Origin of the sequence: Mycobacterium sp. MAA66, from assembly GCF_041261665.1 — a bacterium.
Taxonomy (GTDB): domain Bacteria; phylum Actinomycetota; class Actinomycetes; order Mycobacteriales; family Mycobacteriaceae; genus Mycobacterium.
Genome location: NZ_JBGCCC010000007.1, coordinates 158,737 through 176,876, shown reverse-complemented (window position 1 = coordinate 176,876; position 18,140 = coordinate 158,737). Strand labels below are relative to the sequence as shown.

Genomic DNA, 18,140 nt, shown 5'->3' with positions numbered 1-18,140 from the left:
GATCCGGCGCGGGTTGCCAGTGTAGTTGGCGGGGCCGAGGTAGAACGCCATCTAGTTCAGACTCAATTCAATAGGCACAGAATGGATTTCGTTGAGCGCCGGATGATTGACCAACCTCAGTGGAAGTGTTGGCACACGGGACTCGGCGACGTTCATTCGTCGCCGGCTAGCAATCTGAGGCCATTTCGTGCCGGAGCGTCGTATCCGTCCGATAGTTCATCGGGTCGAAATACCGGACCTGGCGGCGGTAGTCGAACGTGAAGCTGGGCCAGTTGTTGGTATTTTTGCCGGCGTCCGTGACGTACCAGCTGTCGCACCCCGCCTGCCAGACGGTGTTCTTCATCTGGCGTTGCAAATCGTCGTTGAACTCGGCGTGCGCTTCAGTGCGCACGTCCAGCCACTTCACCCCGTGGCTTGCTGCGTGATGCAGCGCTTCGAGGACATACTCCGTCTGGCTCTCAAGCATGTAGATGATCGAGTTGTGGCCGAGATTTGTGTTCGGCCCGTACAGCAAAAACAGGTTCGGGAACTGCGGCACCGAGATTCCTTTGAAAGCGTCAGCGCCGCCGCGCTCACTCCACACCTGGTGCAGCTCGTGGCCGTGACGCCCGGTGACGTTGATTGGCGCAAGAAAATCATTGGTGGCAAATCCGGTGCCAAAGATGATGGTGTCCACGTCGCGCTCGGCACCGTTCGCCGCCAGGATGCCATCAGGCCGGATCTCAGACAGCCCTGCGGGTATGACCTCGACGCTAGGTCGGTTCAACGTGTCGTACCAGTCGTTGGAGATCAGCACGCGCTTGCACCCGATCGCGTAGTCGGGTCGCAGTATTGTTCGCAGGTGGTGGTCGTCGATCTGAGTGCGGAGATAGTGTTCCCATGCTTTTTCGATCACGTTGACGCCGATGCCTTTTGTCATCGGCAAAACTCGCGCCTCGTGATACGCATATTGGCGGCTGCGACTGGCGACCAGCATCGCCGGGAAATGTCGGTACAAGTATTTCTCTAATGGCGTGTACGGACGGTCCGGTTTAGGCAGAACGTACGGCGCCGAACGCTGCAGCACGTAGAGTTGCGCAACTTGGGCCGCGATCTTCGGGACGAATTGAATTGCAGAGGCGCCGGTTCCAATCACGGCGACCCGCCTGCCCCGAAGGTCGTAGTTATGATCCCAGCGTGCTGAGTGAAAGACTTTGCCGCTAAACGACTCCAGGCCGGGAAACGTCGGATTTGCGGGCAGGCTCAGTTGGCCGGTGGCGGCGACCAGAAAGCGCGAGCCAACGGTGTCGCCGTTGTCGAGTCGGACCGTCCACAGGCCCGCCGCCTCATCGAAATCCGCTTGCTGCACCGTGTGGCCGAATCGGATATGTTCGGCCACACCGTATTTGTGGGCGCAGTGGTCGATGTAGCTCTGGATCTCAGGTTGGGTACCGTACTTGCGTGACCAGTCATGGCTAGGCTCAAACGAATACGAATATAAGTGGGACGGGATGTCGCATGCCGCGCCCGGATACGTATTGTCGCGCCATACTCCCCCGATGCGATCGCCCTTCTCCACTATGGTGAACGGGATGCCCGCGCGGCGTAGCTTGATGCCCATGCAGATGCCGCCGAATCCAGCCCCGATGATGGTGACGGTGTTGCTCCGGTCCGCTGTAGTGGTCATGACGTCTCCTTGGTGTGACTAGGCCTCGTGTCGGGTGCGGCTGGATTCAGTTGCGGCACGGTACGGTCTGATTCGTCGTCGACTGTGTCCCACGGAATAGGCCGCAGTCTGGAAGCGATAGGACGACGTTCAAGACATTCAAGTTGTCGCAGCGCAGCCCGGTGCGCTCGGCGAGCTGGGGCCGAGTCGCCGGTATCGCCGGTTCGTGGAATAACATGCGGAGGAATTCGCCTGCCGCATCCTTATCGGTGGTGTGGTTGCCGCCGTGGACCTTTGAATCGGCAGCTTCTTGTTCTCGCGTGGGCCGTCGGGTCGCGGGCTCGAAGCGCCAAGTCGCGCCCCGTCGTGCATCCGCAGAACTACAGATCGCAGCTTTAACCACTAAATCCATTGTGCTCGTGAGGCTTTCCAGTCGACGGTGATGCCACTGAGGTCGACACGCTCAGTCCTGCGCGTGTTCCGGGTATCCGGTTTTGGGCCAGCGGCGAGCACTGCCAAGTCAGCCCGCTTGCCTTGCACCACGACACCGCGGTGGACGAGCGCGAGCGCTTGAGCGGGAAGCATCGTGCTAGCGCGCCGGGCATCGCAGGCCGGCGTGCCGCCGTCGACCGTCGCTTCGATGTCGCGGCGCTCGGCCAACCCGTTGGATTGGCTCAGAAGTTGCGTATCCGTCGAGAGTAAGACGCACGCGCCGGCGTCGTACATGCGCACCAGACCTTCCACTCGTCGCCGACTGCCCTCACGCAACTCCGTCTCCTTCGCGGCCGGAATCATCCGCGCTGATGGACCGGAGTTGGCCGAGCGCGCACATCGGGATCGACCCAGCGACCCAGGGATCGTCGAGCTGAGCGACCAAGGTTCGCTCGACGGCCATGAGCGTTCGCGAAGAGTTCAACTGCTCCCCCGGTGTCGAATGCATGGCGATGATTTAGGCAAAAAATTCAGTGAACGGTCATTCATTCGTCGTCGCCAGGCAGGTGCCCTCGGGCGTCCGGGGCGCGTTCACTCAGGGCTTGCGCCGCCCTACGACGTGAACTAGCATATTGCAAGTACTTGTTCTTTGCAATAGGAGGCGCCCCGTGGTCGGGACTGAATCCGCTTTTCCGCGGCTTCAGTCGAACGTAGTTTGGGCGCGGCGCCCCGCACTGTGCGCCATCGACACGTCACGCCCGTGCCCCAACCGCCATAAGCCGGCCCACTGGTCGGTGTCGAGGGGCATGACGACTACCGACTGGGCGACGCTGTGCCGCCCAGCCTGCGCGGCAAATCGGCAAGCCACGGTCGGTAGTGAACTGCATATCACCCAGTTGGGCTGGTCTCGGGAACGGGACTGGTTGCGGCGCTCATCACGGCTCTCGGCGCAGCGCCCGGAAGGAGACAAAAGTCATGAAGGCCATCTACATCGACAAGTTCGGCGGGGTCGTGCAGTACGGCGATCGGCCCACACCCAAGCCCGCGCCCGGTCAAGTGCTGATCGAGGTCCATGCAGCCGCGGTCAACGCCCGCGACTGGCAGATGCGCGAGGGGCACTACACGTTTCGGCGATTGTCGGGGCGCCCGCCGATGGTGCTGGGCAGCGATGTCTCCGGCGTGGTCGTCGACTGCGGCAAGAAGGTGGAGCATCTGCAGGTCGGTGATGAGGTGTTCGCGATGCAGACCACGTTCGGTGGCATGGGCGCCTTCGCCGAGTACATGGCGGTCGACGCAGATGTGGTCGCCCACAAGCCCGCATCGGTTTCCCATTTAGACGCGGCTGCTGTACCGGTCGCCGGCATGACCGCGTGGCAAGGGTTGTACGAGATGGCGAAAATCCAAGCTGGAACAAAGGTCGTGATCGTCGGCGCCTCCGGCGGGGTCGGGCACTACGCGATCCAGTTTGCTCGCCATACCGGCGCAATCGTTACCGGGGTGTGCAGCGCCGCCAACGCCGAACTGGTGCGCGGTCTGGGTGCGGATCGGGTCGTCGACTACAAGAGCGAGAAGTTCACTGATGTCTTGCGTGACCAGAACGTCGTTTTCGACACCGTCGGCAGCAGCAGCCTCGCCGATTGCGCTGCGGCGCTGGCCGGTTCAGGAAACTATCTGACCACCAACCCGAAACCTCGCGAGGCCCTCGACTGGGCCACCACGGCGGTCACCGGCGTGTTTGGCGGCCGTCGATCGCGGTTGGTGTTGGTCACGCCCAAAGCCGCACAACTTGCCGCGATCATCGAACTAATGGATGCGGGCCACGTCCGCTCGGTCGTCGAGAACATTTACCCACTCGCCGATGCGGCTGCGGCCCTGGACAAGAGCCGCAGCGGCCGCACACGCGGCAAACTCGTCCTGCAGGTCCGCTGACCCGTCCCGTACCAATGACCGACTTCGGTCATCCATCCAGCACGAGCCCGGAGTTCATCATGAAACCCATTGCGGCGACGACTATCCGAACTCGCAACGCAATCGAAGGAGCACCATCACGCCGTCGAAGAGTAGATCGCGCGACGCCTTGATTCACCCGAGCTGGGTTGGTGCGCGCTCAGCAGAATAGATCATAAGTAGTCACCGAACGATCACTATATGAATAGCCTGGGCGGTCGGTTGGCCTCGCTCAAATCCTCAGGCCCCCAAGCTAGTTCGAGCGTAGCTGTTGGTCGCACCAGCGGTGTCGCGAACCGTCACACCAGCGAAATAGATGGAGGATCATCGTGCGAGTACCTTCGCGACGAATCAAGACAAAGCTCGAAGCCGACGAACCGGTGTTCGGAGCAACTGTACAGCTGCCAAGCCCTGACTGCGTTGAGCTCGCCGGCTTTGTGGGCATGGATTTCGCCTGGATCGACGCCGAGCACGGGACTATGGACCTCGGCGACATCAACCTGCTCGTACGGGCTGCGGACGCCGCCGGCATCGATTCCATCGTCCGTGTACCCGATCACAGTGCGAGTTTCATCCAACGCGTGCTCGACTTGGGCGCAACCGGAGTGATGGTCCCACACATGCGTACGGCGGAGGAGGCTGTCGCGATCGTGGCTGCGGCAAAATTTGCGCCCGACGGCGTCAGGGGCGCGTGCCCATTCACCCGTGCAGTCGGTCACGTCACCTTCGATTGGCCCTCCGTGCACCGTCGCGCCAACGATGACGTCCTGGTCTTTGCACTGATAGAGGATGCGGAGGGCGTGGAGAATGTGGAGGCGATAGCAGCTTCCGGTCTTGACGGGCTGGTGTTCGGCCCGTTCGACCTCGCTCAGTCGGCGGGCCTGGAAGGCAACATCATCCACCCCACAATCATCGAGATGCACAACCGAGTGACCAATGCGGTTCAGGCTGCCGGCATCGAATACGTTGCCACACTGGGATGGGATCCCGGGTCATTGTCTGACTGTGCGCAGTATGCCCGGATATTCAATCTCACCAGCGATCGCACCGCTTTGTTCCTGGCGTTCACCCGGGCGCTCAACGACGCAAAGAGCACGCTGTCGAATGCGCGAGAGGCGGTGTGAGACATGAGCTCATCGCTAACGGCCGACGACGTAATCAGGTACTTCGAGACACTCTCGAACTGGGGCAGATGGGGTAAGGACGATCGACTAGGGACGCTGAACCTGATCACGCCGGAATCCCGTCGCCGAGCTGCGACTCTCGTGCAGACAGGCGAAGTGATCTCCCTGTCGCGCGACATCGACCCCGAGGACGCCGATCCGCTCGGCAGCGGACTCGCTGCCGTGCAGAGATTCATGGGCATTGGCGAGGTCGAACACCACCTAGGTAAGGGCGTGTCCCGCTGGGACGCTGTAACCGAGCATGTCGGGATTGCCGCGCACGGCTCCAACACCCATCTGGATGGCCTCGCCCACTATTCGTGGGAAGGCAAGAACTACAACGGATTCGACGTCGGGGAGAACACATCGCTCGGAGGGGCTCGTAAGCTCTCGGTGCACCACGCGAGCGAGGGAATCGTGAGCCGGGGAGTACTGCTCGATATCTGCGCCCTGCATGGCGTCGAGTGGCTCGAACCTGGCTACGCGATCACGCCCGACGACTTGATGGCTGCGGAGGAGAGTCAGGGTGTTCACGTGTCCGCAGGCGATGTTCTGCTCGTGCATACCGGAAATGTGGCCCAGACCTTGGCAAGGGGTGTCCCAGCGGGCCAGCATCCATTAGCTCGCAAGCAGGCGGGTCTCGGTGCTGCGTGCCTCCCCTTCCTCAGAGAGCGGGACGTAGCCGTCCTCGGCAGCGACGCCATCCAGGATGTCCAGCCGTCAGGATTCGACACCTTTGACCTGTTCCGACCGATCCACGCAGTCGGCCTTGTCGCTCTCGGACTCTGGCTGATTGACAATATGGAGCTCACCGAATTGGCCGACAAGTGCGCGCTGGACCAGCGCTGGGAGTTCTGGTTCGCCATGCTGCCCTGGCGCATGGTTGGCGTCACGTCCAGTGCCACCAACCCAATCGCGATCTTCTGACGACGCGGGCTGAGTCGGCGCCGAACATCGAGCTTGCGGTGACTTCTAGCTTGCGGGCTTGCGCTCCCCTGCAGAACTGCGATATCGATCTGCTTACGGGAGCAACCGACCGGCGGCCAGTTGCGTTGACGCCTTAAGGCAGAGACTTCGATCATCAACCCGTTTCTCACGAGGTCAGACAGGCCGCCGCGGAGTACCCGGTCGGCAAAACGGTAGGTCGCAATGGGTTTCGGCAAACGATGCGGGGCTGTCGCGGATCAGATTTGACAGGTAGGACGCTATCGGACTCCAAAACTGAAGCAGGTGATGGTAATTCAGCATCCTGGGAGCGGCCCGGCCGCTGCAAATTCAAGATCAAGCGCGGCTCACTTCGATCCCGCCATGACCATTGGAGAGCACCACTCATGACACGAATGCACGCAGTCTTGGGCGCCGGTGGCGGCATCGGCGGTGCGATCGTGCGCACTTTGGCCGCGGACGGTCGCCCGGTACGCGCTCTGGCGCGACAAACGCTCGATCTGCCAGACGGCGTCGAGCAGCGACAGGTCGATCTTCGCGACAGCAAGGCCACCTCGGAGGTCCTCGACGGTGTCGCGGTGATCTATCACTGCGCGATGCCGGCATACGATCGCTGGCCGCAGGAGTTCCCCGCCTTGACGCGGGCAATAGCCGACGCGGCCGCGCGCGCGGGCGCCGACCTTGTGGTGGCCGACAACTTGTACACCGCGCCGGGCGATGGCCGGCCGATCACCGAGGACGATGCGCCGGTTCACCACGGCCATAAGGCACGCACCCGCACCGCAATGAGTGAGGAACTACTCGCCCGCAAAGACATCCGAGTCTGTTTCGGCCGGGGCGCTGACTATTACGGCCCCGGACCGCGGGGGCTGCACTCAGTACCGGGAATAACGTTGTTCGAACGCGCGGCCGCTGGCAAACGCATGCTCTGGCCGGGAAGGCTCGATGAACCGCACGTCTTGCACTACCTCCCGGATCTCGCCCGCGCACTGGTGATGCTGGCGGACAGTGCCGCAGCATGGGGACGTCCATGGAACCTGCCCTCGCCAGAACCGTTGACCGGCCGCCAATACGCCACAGCTGCCGCGCTTGGCGGCAAAGTTCGCGTGACAGCCATACCGAAGGTGGCCATGCGCGCTGCGGGCATAGTCGATGTGCAGGCACGTGAGGCGGCAGAGACCTTTTGGCAATTCGATCGGCCATTTCTGGTCGACGCAAGCGCATTTGAAACCCACATCGGACAGCTGGCCTTGACATCCCATGCAGACGGCGTGGCCCAAGCCGTCGCATCAGCCCGAGATACAGCAGGACACCATTGACCACGAACAAACGTTGATTCGGTGGCCAGCATTGGTCAACCGCGGCCATTTCTAGCCAGCAAGGTGTGGTTTGGACGGACGACGTGAAACCTGTTGTGAATCACACTGGTTGTGATGGAGCCTCCAGCATTTCAGGGCAACCGCGTCCACCGACTCGGAGTTGGTGTCATTTGGCCGATTCGCAGCCACCTTCACCGGCCCACGTACCCAGGACGTCGTGACACCCGGCCAGATCCACTCCGGTGACCTCATAGACCGGTCGGGCCCGACCCTGGCCGTCACCGATCTTGACGTGCAACGCGTCGATGAGCACCGGCCCTGCCAGCTACCAATTGATGCGGTAATCCCACGAACAGTGTTCATTACTGCATAAGCCATGGGTGGTAAAGAATGCCCGCGCCAAGCGCGAAGCGCGCAGATACCAAGCCGAGCACCCGGGCATTTCTTACGCGCAGGCACTGCGCCTGTCGTTAGAGGAACACGAACGCACCCAGTCGACTGATGAGATAGTTCCGCAAGTCGATGACACCGCTACTACCGCCGATCGGTTGCTTGCGTCGCATTACATGACAAACCCGTTCGGCTTAAAACCGGACAACATCGATGACGATGGTCCGAGCTGACATCACGCCCCAGCGCTTCGGTGTTCACTCCGCGTCCGCGTGCGTTGTCGAACGACGTCACCATAGACCAAGCCACTGCTGGCGGCCGTCGGGAGCGGTAGACGCCGTCGGCCGTCGGCCATCGCCTGACACAAGCGAGTGATTGTGGCCTCCAACCGCCGATAATGCCCACTTACGTTGGGTACCACTACCCTCATCTTGACGATAGCGGCCCGTGTCAACACCAATAATGTTGCCACAGTGTGATATTCAAGGCCATCGAGAGCAACGCCAGGCCAGCCGCTGCGCCAGATGAAGCAGAGACGCCCTTCTTGCGATGCCCAAGGCGTCGAGAACGAAGGACCGTCAGCGCTCAGCAGTCAGAAATCCTGCGGAGGCGGGGCCACCGACGTGAGCTCTCATCGAGATGGCAACTTTGCCAAGTTCTGCCATCTCAAATGACGAATTGCCACGCAGATTGAGAAGTGACAACACACACACCATTGACAACCCAGATCACCTGGGGGAATTATTCATCACATGATGATTTCATCGCCGGATGAATTTATCCACCCGAAGCCAGATGCCGCCTTGAGCGTCGAGCACCTGACCGTCATCCGAGGCAAGCACACCGCCATCGACGATGTCTCCTTGCAGGTCAGACGAGGCACCATCACCGGCCTGCTGGGCCCTTCCGGGTGCGGCAAGACCACACTGATGCGCTGCGTCGTGGGAACCCAGATCATCGCCAAGGGAACGGTCACCGTCCTTGATCGACCCGCCGGATCGGCCGGTCTGCGTCGCCGCGTCGGCTACGTCACCCAAGAGCCCACCATCTACAACGACCTGCGGGTGATCGACAACGTTCGGTATTTTGCGGCGCTGACCGGTACCACCAAGGCCGCCGCCGACGACGCGGTAACGGCCGTCGATCTCCAGACACACCGAACATCGTTGTGCAACAACCTTTCCGGTGGCCAACGCACTCGCGTGTCGTTGGCCTGTGCACTGGTGTCCGCGCCCGACCTGCTGGTGCTGGATGAACCGACGGTCGGTCTGGACCCGGTGCTCCGCGTCGACCTGTGGGATCAGTTCCAGCATTTGGCCAGCGCCGGCACCACACTGCTGGTTTCCAGTCACGTCATGGATGAAGCCGACCATTGCAAAGAACTGCTGCTGATGCGGGAGGGCCGACTCCTGGCCCAGACCACACCGGCCCGACTACGGGAGGACACCTCGTGCTCATCACTGGAGGAAGCGTTCCTGACAGTCATCCGGCGCAGCACCACCGCGCGGGCTGGATGAACCTGCAGCCCTACCTGGCCACCACCAACCGGATCCTGCGCCAACTGGCCGGCGACCACCGCAGTATGGCCATGATCCTCGTGGTACCCAGCGCAGTTATCACCTTGATGTACTTCATGTTTCACGATATGCCGCATCCGCCGTTCATGCCGTCACCGTTCAACAATGCCTGCCTGATCCTGCTCGGCTTGTTCCCGTTGATCGTGATGTTCCTGATCACCTCGATCACCATGCAGCGCGAGCGGGCATCGGGAACGCTCGAACGCATTCTCACCACTCCGCTGCGCCGGTTCGATCTGCTGGCCGCCTACGGATCGGCTTTTTCCCTCGCCGCCGCCGCGCAGGCGGCACTGGCGTGCGCAGTCTCGTTCTGGTTCCTGGACTTTCATACCGCCGGCAGTCCGGCTCTGGTGGTCTTGATCGCGATCGTCAATGCGGTGCTGGGCGTCGGACTGGGCCTGCTGTGCAGCGCCTTCGCCCGCACCGAATTCCAGGCCGTGCAGTTCATGCCGGTGGTGATCGTGCCGCAATTGTTGTTGTGCGGCATCATCGTTCCCCGCGAGGTGCTGCCGGACTGGTTGCGCTGGATCAGCGACGCACTGCCTGCAACCTACGCGCTCGAAGCGCTCCAACAGGTGGCCACCCACACCGAAACCACGGCCACCGCAATCCAGGACATCGCGATCGTGATCGCCTTCGCCCTGGCCACCCTGGGCCTGGCAGCCGCCACGTTACGCCGAAGGACCCCATGACCACGACGCGCCCCAAGCGCCCCGGCCGACCCGCCGGCAATACCGATACCCGCGAACGCATTCTGAATTCGGCGCGAGAGTTATTTGCGCGCAACGGGTTCGACAAGACATCGATACGGGCGATCGCGACGGCGGCCGATGTCGACTCGGCACTGGTCCACCACTACTTCGGCAACAAACAGCAACTGTTCGCCGCAGCCGTACAGATCCCGATCGACCCGATGGCCGTGCTCGGTCCGCTGCGTGAGACTCCCCTCGACCAACTCGGTCACACCCTGCCATCACTGCTGATTCCACTGTGGGACTCAGAACTCGGCGCCGGATTCATCGCGACGCTGCGGTCCATGCTGGCCGGCGCCGACGTCACCCTGCTGAGATCGTTCATCCAGGAGATCATCGCCGCGGAAGTCGGTCCGCGTGTAGACAGTCCGCCCGGCAGCGGGAGAATCCGCGTCCAATTCGTGGCGTCGCAATTGGTGGGTGTGGCGATGGCACGCTACATCCTGGAGTTGGAGCCGTTCAGATCACTTCCGGCACAACAGGTCGCCGACATCATCGGCCCCAATCTGCAGCGCTACCTCACCGGAGAGCTGCCCGACCTCGGCTAGTCGGCTGCTCGCTCCAGCAGCCGCTGATGCTCGGCGTCGTCGGTGATGTCGACAGCCTCGTCGATCAACAACACCGGCACGCCGGCGTCGATCCGGTAAGCCCGCCGCAGCCGTGGGTTGTAGAGCGACTCATCGCCGATCAGCAGCAACGGTCCGCGGTCCTTCGGGCACACCAGGATCCGGCGCAAAGCCTCATCGATCATGCCGCTACCCACCCAGCGAGATGTTGGACCCACCGGTGTTGGGTACGAGGCCCGGAGGCAGGCCACCGGGAGTGCCACCGATCACGATCCCCTGCGGGTTCTGCGGCTGCGCACTGTTGGCCCGCGACTTGTTGCGTTTCTGGAACGCCAGGGTGTCCTTCAACGCCTGGATCAACGGCATCTCGTTGGGACGCTGATCCAACGCAGCCTGGATATCGGACATATTGCCCTTCGACGGACCGAACCCCTGAGAGCGCAGCGAGACCACCGAGTGGATCAACTGCGAAATCTCACCGCCGCTGGAGCCGATGTCGTACTGCTGATCGATATCGGTGATCACGTCGGCATTCGCCAGGCCCGCTCCAGCCGTCGAGCCCGCCAATACAACACCGGCGGCGAGCATGCCGGCGACGGTAGAACGCCAGAAGTGCGTCGTCATCCGTCCTCCGTTCCAGATATCCCGATCAACTCCCGTGACCGCAGCCTAACAGCGTGGATGCCCTCAGCCGCCCGTCTACTCAGACGGATCCCGGCCGGTCAGGTCCGTGTAAGCCGCCGCTGTCAGCGGCTCGAACGTGGCGTTCTCGCCATCGAAGTACCAGCCCGACATCGACGGAGTCGGGACACCGATGGCCCGCAACGTATTGAGCACCGGCCGATACGAGGCGTTCAGCGGCATCTCCGGCGCGATGTACACGACATCGGGCGCCACGCCCACGGGCAACTCGGCGAACGCCTCGGACAACTCGGCCGCCTGCACGGTGCTGCCCGGGCGCAAACTCAGAGCCGTCACTGCCAACTGCCGCTCACCGACATCGACGCGATAGGTCGCCGCGATGTCGATGGCGTCGAGCCGCCCCAGCGCATTGCTGATCTCCTTGCCGAAGACCGCCCCACGCGGGGTACGAATCGTCGACCGACGGTTGTCGACCATCCAGTAGTCGCCGTCCTCATCGCGGCGGAACAGGAACTCGGTGGACACCCAGGTGTCGCCGGGCGCGAATACACCGCGCTTGACCGCCGCCGTCGGGTCGACCGGGCCGCGCGGATTGGCCAGCAGCACACCAACTTCGTTGGGCTCGGCCCGGGCCACGAAGCCGTCCTCGTCCTCGAGAATCAGGTCGTCGTCGATGTCGTAGGCGGCCAACGCAATCTGGCCACCGCCGGGCAGCGGCCGGCCCTCGCTACCGATCTTGGCGCCCGACACGTTGGCCAGGACCGCCTGGCCGTCGGTGGTGGTGAAGAACTCGACGACCTGAGCCGGGTGGAATTCCTCTTCGACCCGGCGCCACAGGCCCGACGGCATACCCGAGCCGATGAACAACCGCACCGGGTGAGTTCCCTTGAGCTCAAAGGACGGATCGTCGATGACGTCGCGCAGCATGGCCCAGGTGTATGACACCACGGTCACCCCGTATTGCCGCAGCTCGTGTGCGAAGCGATCCGGCCGCAGCCCGCGCGACAGTGCGATCCGGGTACCGCCGACGACGGCACCGCCCAGCGATACCAACAGACCGGATTGGTGGTGCAGCGGCGTCAGGCAGTACACGGTGTCGCCGGTACCGAGGTTGGCGGCCGAAGCGGTACCGAAGGCGGACAACGCCCACCGGAAGTTGGTGATCTGCCGGGCCACCAGCTCGCCCGCGACGTTGGCGAACGCGATGTAGGCCAGATCCTGGGCGTAGCCCGGATTCGGCCGATACCAGCCGGGTAGCTCCACCACGTCCGGATCGATCTTCTCCATGTCGACGATATCGGCGTCCCCGGCCGCGTGCAGATCGCGATTCTCACCGCCACCGAGCACCAGCACCCGCATTTGCAGCCGCCGTGCAGCGTCCAAATTGCTTGGGTCCGAGATGATCTCGGATACCCCACCAAGGCGAGCCGCCACCGCCAAGTCCGCGTCGGGCGGCATCAGCACCGCCACCGCACCCAATCGCGACAATGCGGCAATGGCCACCAGCGCACTGGGCCGGGTCTCCATCAACACACCCACCCGGGTGCCCTGACGGACTCCGACCTCGATCAGGCCACGCACCACGTTGTTGATGCGTCGGTCGACTGCCTCATAGGTGTGCACCCGGCCGTCGAACAACAGGAATTCGCCTTGCGGTGATGCCTCGGCCTGCTCGGTGATGATGCGGCTCAACGAGATTCGCGTGTGATCGTTGATCTGACCGAGTCGCGCCAAGCGAGGCAGAGTGCGCATCGTCTCGATCGCCAGGGCCCGTGCCGATCTCCCGGCCGAGACCAACGCACCGGCCGCCGTACTGGCCAGGGTGAACGTCATCTCCGTCGCGGACGCGGCGCCATGAGCCACTCGCGTGGCCAACGGCACACTCTCGCTGGGCATGTCGGACTGCAACGGCATCGGCACCACGTCGGCCGGCAGGTCGCCTTCGCCGTTGATCCAGTTGACCCAGGAGGCCACGGTCGGCCAGCTCTGGGTGGCCGCCTTGGAACCGACGACAAGACCGAAATGGCCGACCCGGATGAGGTATTCGTAGACATCGGCCTGCGCCGCCGCGCGCTTGATGCCCCGCACCGCGGCCGGCTGACCGATGTCGTCGACCTCGCCGACCACCGCGAGCACCGGACAGGTGATGTCACTGAGGGTGACCAACTTGCCATGGATGGAAAAGCCACCGCTCATCATCCGGTTGTGGGCGATGAACTGCTTGAGCAGCTCGGCGATCGCCGGGCCGGACCAGGCGATCCAACCATCGTTGGACAGGAACCGCCGCTGCTGTTCACGTGGCAACAGCGCCTCGCGATCGTGCAACTGGCGCAGGAAGTCCAGCCGGGACTGCGCGGTCTTGATCGGGTCGAGCATCTGAAAGCCGCTGCGCGCCAGCCAACCCGGAATATTGAGGCGGCTGAACACGTGGTCCGCCATGAAATCGGCTGCACCGATTGCCAATCCGGCCGGCAGGTTCATCGGCAGCGCGGCCAGCGTGTCGACCGGTGAACCGAAAGCCACGATGCTGGCCAGGTCCCGGGACTCGCGGTACGCAGCCGTCTGGTAGGCGAACATGCCGCCCTGCGAGTACCCCGCGAGGTGCACGTCGCGACCGGTGACGCGTTTGACGGTGTCGATGGCCTCACTGAGCGCGACCACGTGATCGGCGAGGTTACGGTTCATCCCGCCCTCGATCTCATCCGGGGAGCCGAAGTCGATGACCCAGGGATCGATCCCGGCGGCGTGCAAGATGCCGACCGCGCCGTCGTCACGCGTGACGTCCCACATGTCGGCGGACATCATCATCGGGTGCACCATCAATACGGGCGAACCGGCCGGCGTCGCGCCCGGCCGAGTGTCCGGCGGAAAGTACCGCCGCAGTCGGTACATCGGCACGCTTTCGACGATCTGGCACGGCGAGGGCACCGAGCCGGTCTCCAACCCCCCGTATCGCAAGACCTCGAGCCCGTTCTGGGCCGTTGCCACCAACCGCTCGACTGGCCCGGTGAATGCCGAAAAGTCCACCACCGCGCACTCCCTACTGGTCACTTCGGTACCCATCCCCCGAATTACCTGGTCATCATGGCACAACGCGCTGGTGGCTCCGGGCGAACGGCCAGCACCGCACCGATTCGTCGGCCACCTATGATCGGCGGCTGATGGCGCACCTATTAGGGGCTGAAGCCCTGCATCTCGAGTACCCGACCCGTGTGGTCTTCGATTCGCTGACGCTCGGCGTCGAAGAAGGCGACCGGATCGGCATCGTCGGCCGTAACGGCGACGGCAAATCGAGTCTGCTGGCCATGCTGGGCGGCCGGCTGAAGCCGGACGCCGGCCGGGTCACAGTGCGCGGTGGCGTCCGCATCGGGATGCTCGACCAGGGCGACACCCTCGACCACACCGATACCGTCGGACACGCGGTTGTCGGCGATCTGCCCGAGCACGAATGGGCCGGGAATCCCCGCGGCCGTGACGTCATTGCCGGACTGCTCGGCGACCTGGATTGGCATGCCGTGCTGGGCACGCTGTCCGGCGGCCAGCGACGCCGGGTGGCCCTGGCCAGACTGCTCGCCGCCGACGACGACGTGCTGGTGCTGGACGAGCCGACCAACCACCTCGATGTCGAGGCGATCACCTGGCTGGCCGCCCACCTGAAGAAGCGGTGGGCCGCCAATGCCGGCGGGCTGCTGGTGGTGACCCACGACCGGTGGTTCCTCGACGAGGTCTGCAACGCCACCTGGGAGGTGCACGACCGTATCGTCGAACCGTTCGAGGGCGGCTACGCCGCGTACATCCTGCAGCGCGTGGAACGAGACCGGCAGGCCGCTGCCAGCGAGGCACGCAGGCAGAACCTCGCCCGCAAAGAGCTGGCATGGCTGCGTCGCGGCGCCCCGGCCCGTACCTCCAAGCCGAAGTTCCGGATCGACGCCGCCAACGCGCTGATCGCCGATGTACCCGAGATCCGCGACACGGTGGCGCTGCAATCGCTGGCGGTCACCCGCCTCGGCAAGCAGGTCGTGGACCTCTTGGACGCATCGGTGAGCTACGACGAGCGCGAGGTGCTGCACGAGATCGAATGGCGGATCGCACCGGGTGAGCGCACCGGCATCCTCGGGGTCAACGGCGCCGGCAAGTCGACATTGCTCGGCCTGATCGACGGTTCGGTCGAACCGACCGGCGGCCGGGTCAAACACGGCAAGACCGTGCAGGTCGCCACCCTCACTCAGGGAATGGAAAAACTGGCCGAGCATCTCGACGAGCCGGTGCGGGTGGTGCTGAACCGGCTGGCGACCACCTACATGTTCGGGTCGGGCTCCAAGGCACAGGAGCTGTCCCCGAGCCAGCTCCTGGAACGACTCGGCTTTGCCAGCGCTCAGCTGTCCACTCCGGTGAAGGATCTCTCCGGCGGTCAGCAGCGTCGACTGCAATTGCTGCTGATACTGCTGGAACAGCCCAATGTGCTGATCCTGGACGAGCCGACCAACGACCTGGACACCGACATGCTGACCGCGATGGAGGATCTGCTCGACTCCTGGCCCGGGACGCTCATCGTGGTCAGCCACGACCGCTACTTCCTGGAGCGGGTCACCGACCAGCAGTACGGGATCCTCGGTGGCAGGTTGCGTCACCTGCCCGGCGGGGTAGACGAATACCTGCGGTTGCGGGCCTCCCACGCGGCCCAGACCGGGGCCGCGGTGGCCAAGCCGGTCGCGGACGCCTCGGCAGGACTGTCCGGTGCCGAATTGCGGGCGGCCCAGAAAGAACTCACCGCGATCGAGCGACGACTGGAGAAGTTGGCCGGGCAGATCGATACCGCGCATCAACGCTTCGCCGAGCACGATCAGGGTGATTACGAAGGGCTGCAACGTCTTACCGGCGCACTTCGGGAACTGGAGTCCGAAGTGACCGGCCTGGAGGAACGCTGGATGGAGCTGTCCGAGGAACTGTCCTAGGTCGCCAGCTCCCTGGCGACCGTGGCCTGCTTGAGCAGAAACCTGCCTTCGTCCAACTTCTTTCGGCGCAACCAGCCGGTGACCTCGGCATTGCACTTGCTGGCATTGCAGGACCGGCAGGCCGGCACCACGTTGTCCAGCGTGTACCGCCCGCCGCGAGAGATGGGCTGCACACAGTCTTTCTGCAGATCGGCGTCTTGCGCCCCGCAATAGGCGCATCCACCCCAAACCCGTTGCAGAGCCGCCCATTGCTGCGCCGTCAGGTCATGGTCGACCTTCGCCATTCGACGCTTGCGACGTCTGGCGTATACCGCGGCGCGGCTGCGGGCTGGCATCGTACGAGCCTACGGCCGCCTGCGCGCTCAACCGCGTAAGCGGACCCGCAACTGATCGGCGGTGTCGCGCAGCGCGCCGAGCTGATTGGCAACCTGAACCGGCGAGGTGCCGCCGCGGGCGTCGCGGGAGTCCACCGAGCCGGCGATGGTCAACACGTCCCGCACTTCCGCGGTCAGCCCCGGGTGGATGCCGGCCAGCTCGTCGTCGGCCAACTCCTCGAGTCCGACGTTTCGGGCCTCGGCAGCCTTGACCGCGGCGCCGGCCGCCTCATGCGCGACGCGGAACGGAATACCTTGGCGCACCATCCATTCCGCGATGTCGGTGGCGAGCGTGTAGCCCAGCGGTGCCAGCTGCGCCATCCGGTCGGTGTCGAAGGCCAGGGTGCCGACCAGCCCGGCCATCGCCGGCAACAGCAGGCCGAGCTGCGCTACCGAATCGAAGACCGGTTCCTTGTCCTCCTGCAGATCGCGGTTGTACGCGAGCGGCTGGGCTTTGAGGGTGGCCAGCAGGCCGGCGAGGTTGCCGATCAGCCGGCCGGACTTGCCACGCGCCAGCTCGGCGATATCCGGGTTCTTTTTCTGCGGCATGATCGAACTGCCGGTCGACCACGAGTCGTGCAACCGCACGTAGCCGAATTCCGTTGTGCTCCACAGGATGATGTCCTCGGACAGCCGGGACAGATCCACCCCGATCATGGCAAAAACGAAGGCCGCTTCGGCCGCGAAATCCCGTGACGATGTCGCGTCGATCGAATTGTCGGCGGCCGCATCGAAACCCAGGTCCGCGGCGATGGCGTCGGGGTCGAGCCCGAGCGAACTACCTGCCAATGCTCCTGAGCCATAAGGCGATACCGCAGCCCGCTTGTCCAGATCCAACAGCCGATCGACGTCACGCAGCAGCGGATGGGCGTGGGCCAGCAGGTGATGGGCCAGCAGCACCGGTTGAGCAGACTGCAGGTGCGTCTTGCCGGGCATGATGGCCGTCGGGTGTGCAGCGGCCTGCGTCGCCAGCGCGGCGACGACGTCAAGCACGCCGTCGCCGATGGTCTTGATGGCGTCCCGCAGCCACATCCGGAACAGGGTGGCCACCTGGTCATTTCGGGACCGGCCCGCGCGCAGCCGCCCCCCCAGGTCGTCTCCGACCCGGTCGATCAGCCCGCGTTCCAGCGCACCGTGCACGTCTTCGTCCGTCGGCAGCGGCCCGAAGCTGCCGTCGGCGACGTCGTTGCCGAGGCTGTCCAACCCGGCCAGCAAGCCGTCGCGCTGCTCTTCGGTGAGCAACCCGGCCCCGAACAGCACCCGGACGTGCGCCTTGGATGCGGTGACGTCGTACGGCGCCAGTGCCCAGTCGAAGTGCGTCGACTTGCTCAGTGCGGCAAGCGCTTCGGAAGGGCCGGAGGCGAAGCGGCCGCCCCACAGGGAGCCTTCGTTGGTCGAACTCATGTCCGTTCCTTCCGCGAGCAGACGCGTAT

16 protein-coding genes and 1 pseudogene are annotated in these 18,140 nt (G+C 63.9%); 9 read left to right on the top strand and 8 right to left on the bottom strand.

What is annotated here, in order from left to right; all coding sequences use genetic code 11:
- Positions 1-166: 166 nt before the first annotated feature.
- Positions 167-1,666 (bottom strand): flavin-containing monooxygenase, encoded by a 1,500-nt coding sequence (locus ABIA30_RS19845; protein WP_370068472.1) that lies wholly within the window; start codon positions 1,664-1,666, stop codon positions 167-169.
- A gap of 381 nt (positions 1,667-2,047) precedes the next feature.
- Positions 2,048-2,371, bottom strand: coding sequence for a hypothetical protein (locus tag ABIA30_RS19840; protein WP_370068470.1), 324 nt, complete (start codon positions 2,369-2,371; stop codon positions 2,048-2,050).
- 681 nt (positions 2,372-3,052) lie between these two features.
- Between ABIA30_RS19840 and ABIA30_RS19835 the strand changes: the two genes are divergently transcribed.
- The 4 genes from ABIA30_RS19835 to ABIA30_RS19820 all read left to right on the top strand — a co-directional run bounded on the left by ABIA30_RS19835 (position 3,053) and on the right by ABIA30_RS19820 (position 7,451).
- Positions 3,053-4,006, top strand: coding sequence for an NAD(P)-dependent alcohol dehydrogenase (locus ABIA30_RS19835; RefSeq protein WP_370068469.1), 954 nt, complete (start codon positions 3,053-3,055; stop codon positions 4,004-4,006).
- A gap of 347 nt (positions 4,007-4,353) precedes the next feature.
- A complete protein-coding gene (locus ABIA30_RS19830; protein ID WP_370068467.1) occupies positions 4,354-5,148 on the top strand; it encodes an HpcH/HpaI aldolase/citrate lyase family protein in 795 nt (264 codons plus the stop codon).
- Between the two features lie 3 nt (positions 5,149-5,151).
- On the top strand, positions 5,152-6,114 hold the full coding sequence (locus ABIA30_RS19825; RefSeq protein ID WP_370068465.1) for a cyclase family protein: 963 nt from the start codon (positions 5,152-5,154) through the stop codon (positions 6,112-6,114).
- Between the two features lie 404 nt (positions 6,115-6,518).
- On the top strand, positions 6,519-7,451 hold the full coding sequence (locus tag ABIA30_RS19820) for an NAD-dependent epimerase/dehydratase family protein (RefSeq protein WP_370068463.1): 933 nt from the start codon (positions 6,519-6,521) through the stop codon (positions 7,449-7,451).
- 169 nt (positions 7,452-7,620) lie between these two features.
- On the opposite strand, the pseudogene ABIA30_RS19815 reads toward ABIA30_RS19820, so the two are convergent.
- Positions 7,621-7,764, bottom strand: a pseudogene (locus tag ABIA30_RS19815) (IS256 family transposase); the annotation flags it as partial.
- A 67-nt stretch (positions 7,765-7,831) separates the two neighbouring features.
- Between ABIA30_RS19815 and ABIA30_RS19810 the strand changes: the two are divergent.
- The 4 genes from ABIA30_RS19810 to ABIA30_RS19795 all read left to right on the top strand — a co-directional run bounded on the left by ABIA30_RS19810 (position 7,832) and on the right by ABIA30_RS19795 (position 10,718).
- On the top strand, positions 7,832-8,074 hold the full coding sequence (locus ABIA30_RS19810) for a hypothetical protein (RefSeq protein ID WP_370068461.1): 243 nt from the start codon (positions 7,832-7,834) through the stop codon (positions 8,072-8,074).
- Positions 8,075-8,593: 519 nt separating this feature from the next.
- Positions 8,594-9,358: an ABC transporter ATP-binding protein gene (locus tag ABIA30_RS19805; protein ID WP_370068459.1), complete on the top strand. Its 765-nt coding sequence runs from the start codon at positions 8,594-8,596 to the stop codon at positions 9,356-9,358.
- A complete protein-coding gene (locus tag ABIA30_RS19800; RefSeq protein WP_370068627.1) occupies positions 9,355-10,110 on the top strand; it encodes an ABC transporter permease in 756 nt (251 codons plus the stop codon). The genes ABIA30_RS19805 and ABIA30_RS19800 overlap by 4 nt, the downstream gene beginning before the upstream one ends.
- Positions 10,107-10,718, top strand: a complete 612-nt coding sequence (locus ABIA30_RS19795) for a TetR family transcriptional regulator (protein WP_370068457.1) — start codon at positions 10,107-10,109, stop codon at positions 10,716-10,718. The genes ABIA30_RS19800 and ABIA30_RS19795 overlap by 4 nt, the downstream gene beginning before the upstream one ends.
- Here the strand turns inward: ABIA30_RS19795 and ABIA30_RS19790 are convergent.
- The 3 genes from ABIA30_RS19790 to ABIA30_RS19780 form a co-directional block, all read right to left on the bottom strand.
- Positions 10,715-10,921 carry a Trm112 family protein gene (locus ABIA30_RS19790; protein WP_370068455.1) on the bottom strand — a complete coding sequence of 69 codons (207 nt, stop codon included), beginning with the start codon at positions 10,919-10,921 and terminating at the stop codon, positions 10,715-10,717. The genes ABIA30_RS19795 and ABIA30_RS19790 overlap by 4 nt on opposite strands.
- A 4-nt stretch (positions 10,922-10,925) precedes the next feature.
- Positions 10,926-11,360 (bottom strand): hypothetical protein, encoded by a 435-nt coding sequence (locus tag ABIA30_RS19785; protein WP_370068453.1) that lies wholly within the window; start codon positions 11,358-11,360, stop codon positions 10,926-10,928.
- 75 nt (positions 11,361-11,435) lie between these two features.
- A complete protein-coding gene (locus tag ABIA30_RS19780) occupies positions 11,436-14,441 on the bottom strand; it encodes an acyl-CoA synthetase (RefSeq protein ID WP_370068451.1) in 3,006 nt (1,001 codons plus the stop codon).
- A 98-nt stretch (positions 14,442-14,539) separates the two neighbouring features.
- Between ABIA30_RS19780 and ABIA30_RS19775 the strand changes: the two genes are divergently transcribed.
- Positions 14,540-16,333, top strand: coding sequence for an ABC-F family ATP-binding cassette domain-containing protein (locus ABIA30_RS19775; protein ID WP_370068449.1), 1,794 nt, complete (start codon positions 14,540-14,542; stop codon positions 16,331-16,333).
- On the opposite strand, the gene ABIA30_RS19770 is transcribed toward ABIA30_RS19775, so the two are convergent.
- Positions 16,330-16,668, bottom strand: coding sequence for an HNH endonuclease (locus tag ABIA30_RS19770; RefSeq protein WP_370068447.1), 339 nt, complete (start codon positions 16,666-16,668; stop codon positions 16,330-16,332). The two genes, ABIA30_RS19775 and ABIA30_RS19770, sit on opposite strands and share 4 nt — an antisense overlap.
- Before the next feature lie 27 nt (positions 16,669-16,695).
- Positions 16,696-18,111, bottom strand: coding sequence for an argininosuccinate lyase (gene argH, locus ABIA30_RS19765; protein ID WP_370068445.1), 1,416 nt, complete (start codon positions 18,109-18,111; stop codon positions 16,696-16,698).
- Positions 18,112-18,140: the final 29 nt, after the last annotated feature.

Coding starts and splice junctions, on each gene's coding strand:
- ABIA30_RS19845 (WP_370068472.1), bottom strand. CDS start 1,666: ATGACCACTACAGCGGACCGGAGCAACACCGTCACCATCATCGGGGCT.
- ABIA30_RS19840 (WP_370068470.1), bottom strand. CDS start 2,371: ATGTACGACGCCGGCGCGTGCGTCTTACTCTCGACGGATACGCAACTT.
- ABIA30_RS19835 (WP_370068469.1), top strand. CDS start 3,053: ATGAAGGCCATCTACATCGACAAGTTCGGCGGGGTCGTGCAGTACGGC.
- ABIA30_RS19825 (WP_370068465.1), top strand. CDS start 5,152: ATGAGCTCATCGCTAACGGCCGACGACGTAATCAGGTACTTCGAGACA.
- ABIA30_RS19820 (WP_370068463.1), top strand. CDS start 6,519: ATGACACGAATGCACGCAGTCTTGGGCGCCGGTGGCGGCATCGGCGGT.
- ABIA30_RS19805 (WP_370068459.1), top strand. CDS start 8,594: ATGATGATTTCATCGCCGGATGAATTTATCCACCCGAAGCCAGATGCC.
- ABIA30_RS19800 (WP_370068627.1), top strand. CDS start 9,355: ATGAACCTGCAGCCCTACCTGGCCACCACCAACCGGATCCTGCGCCAA.
- ABIA30_RS19795 (WP_370068457.1), top strand. CDS start 10,107: ATGACCACGACGCGCCCCAAGCGCCCCGGCCGACCCGCCGGCAATACC.
- ABIA30_RS19790 (WP_370068455.1), bottom strand. CDS start 10,921: ATGATCGATGAGGCTTTGCGCCGGATCCTGGTGTGCCCGAAGGACCGC.
- ABIA30_RS19785 (WP_370068453.1), bottom strand. CDS start 11,360: ATGACGACGCACTTCTGGCGTTCTACCGTCGCCGGCATGCTCGCCGCC.
- ABIA30_RS19780 (WP_370068451.1), bottom strand. CDS start 14,441: ATGGGTACCGAAGTGACCAGTAGGGAGTGCGCGGTGGTGGACTTTTCG.
- ABIA30_RS19775 (WP_370068449.1), top strand. CDS start 14,540: ATGGCGCACCTATTAGGGGCTGAAGCCCTGCATCTCGAGTACCCGACC.
- ABIA30_RS19770 (WP_370068447.1), bottom strand. CDS start 16,668: ATGCCAGCCCGCAGCCGCGCCGCGGTATACGCCAGACGTCGCAAGCGT.
- argH (WP_370068445.1), bottom strand. CDS start 18,111: ATGAGTTCGACCAACGAAGGCTCCCTGTGGGGCGGCCGCTTCGCCTCC.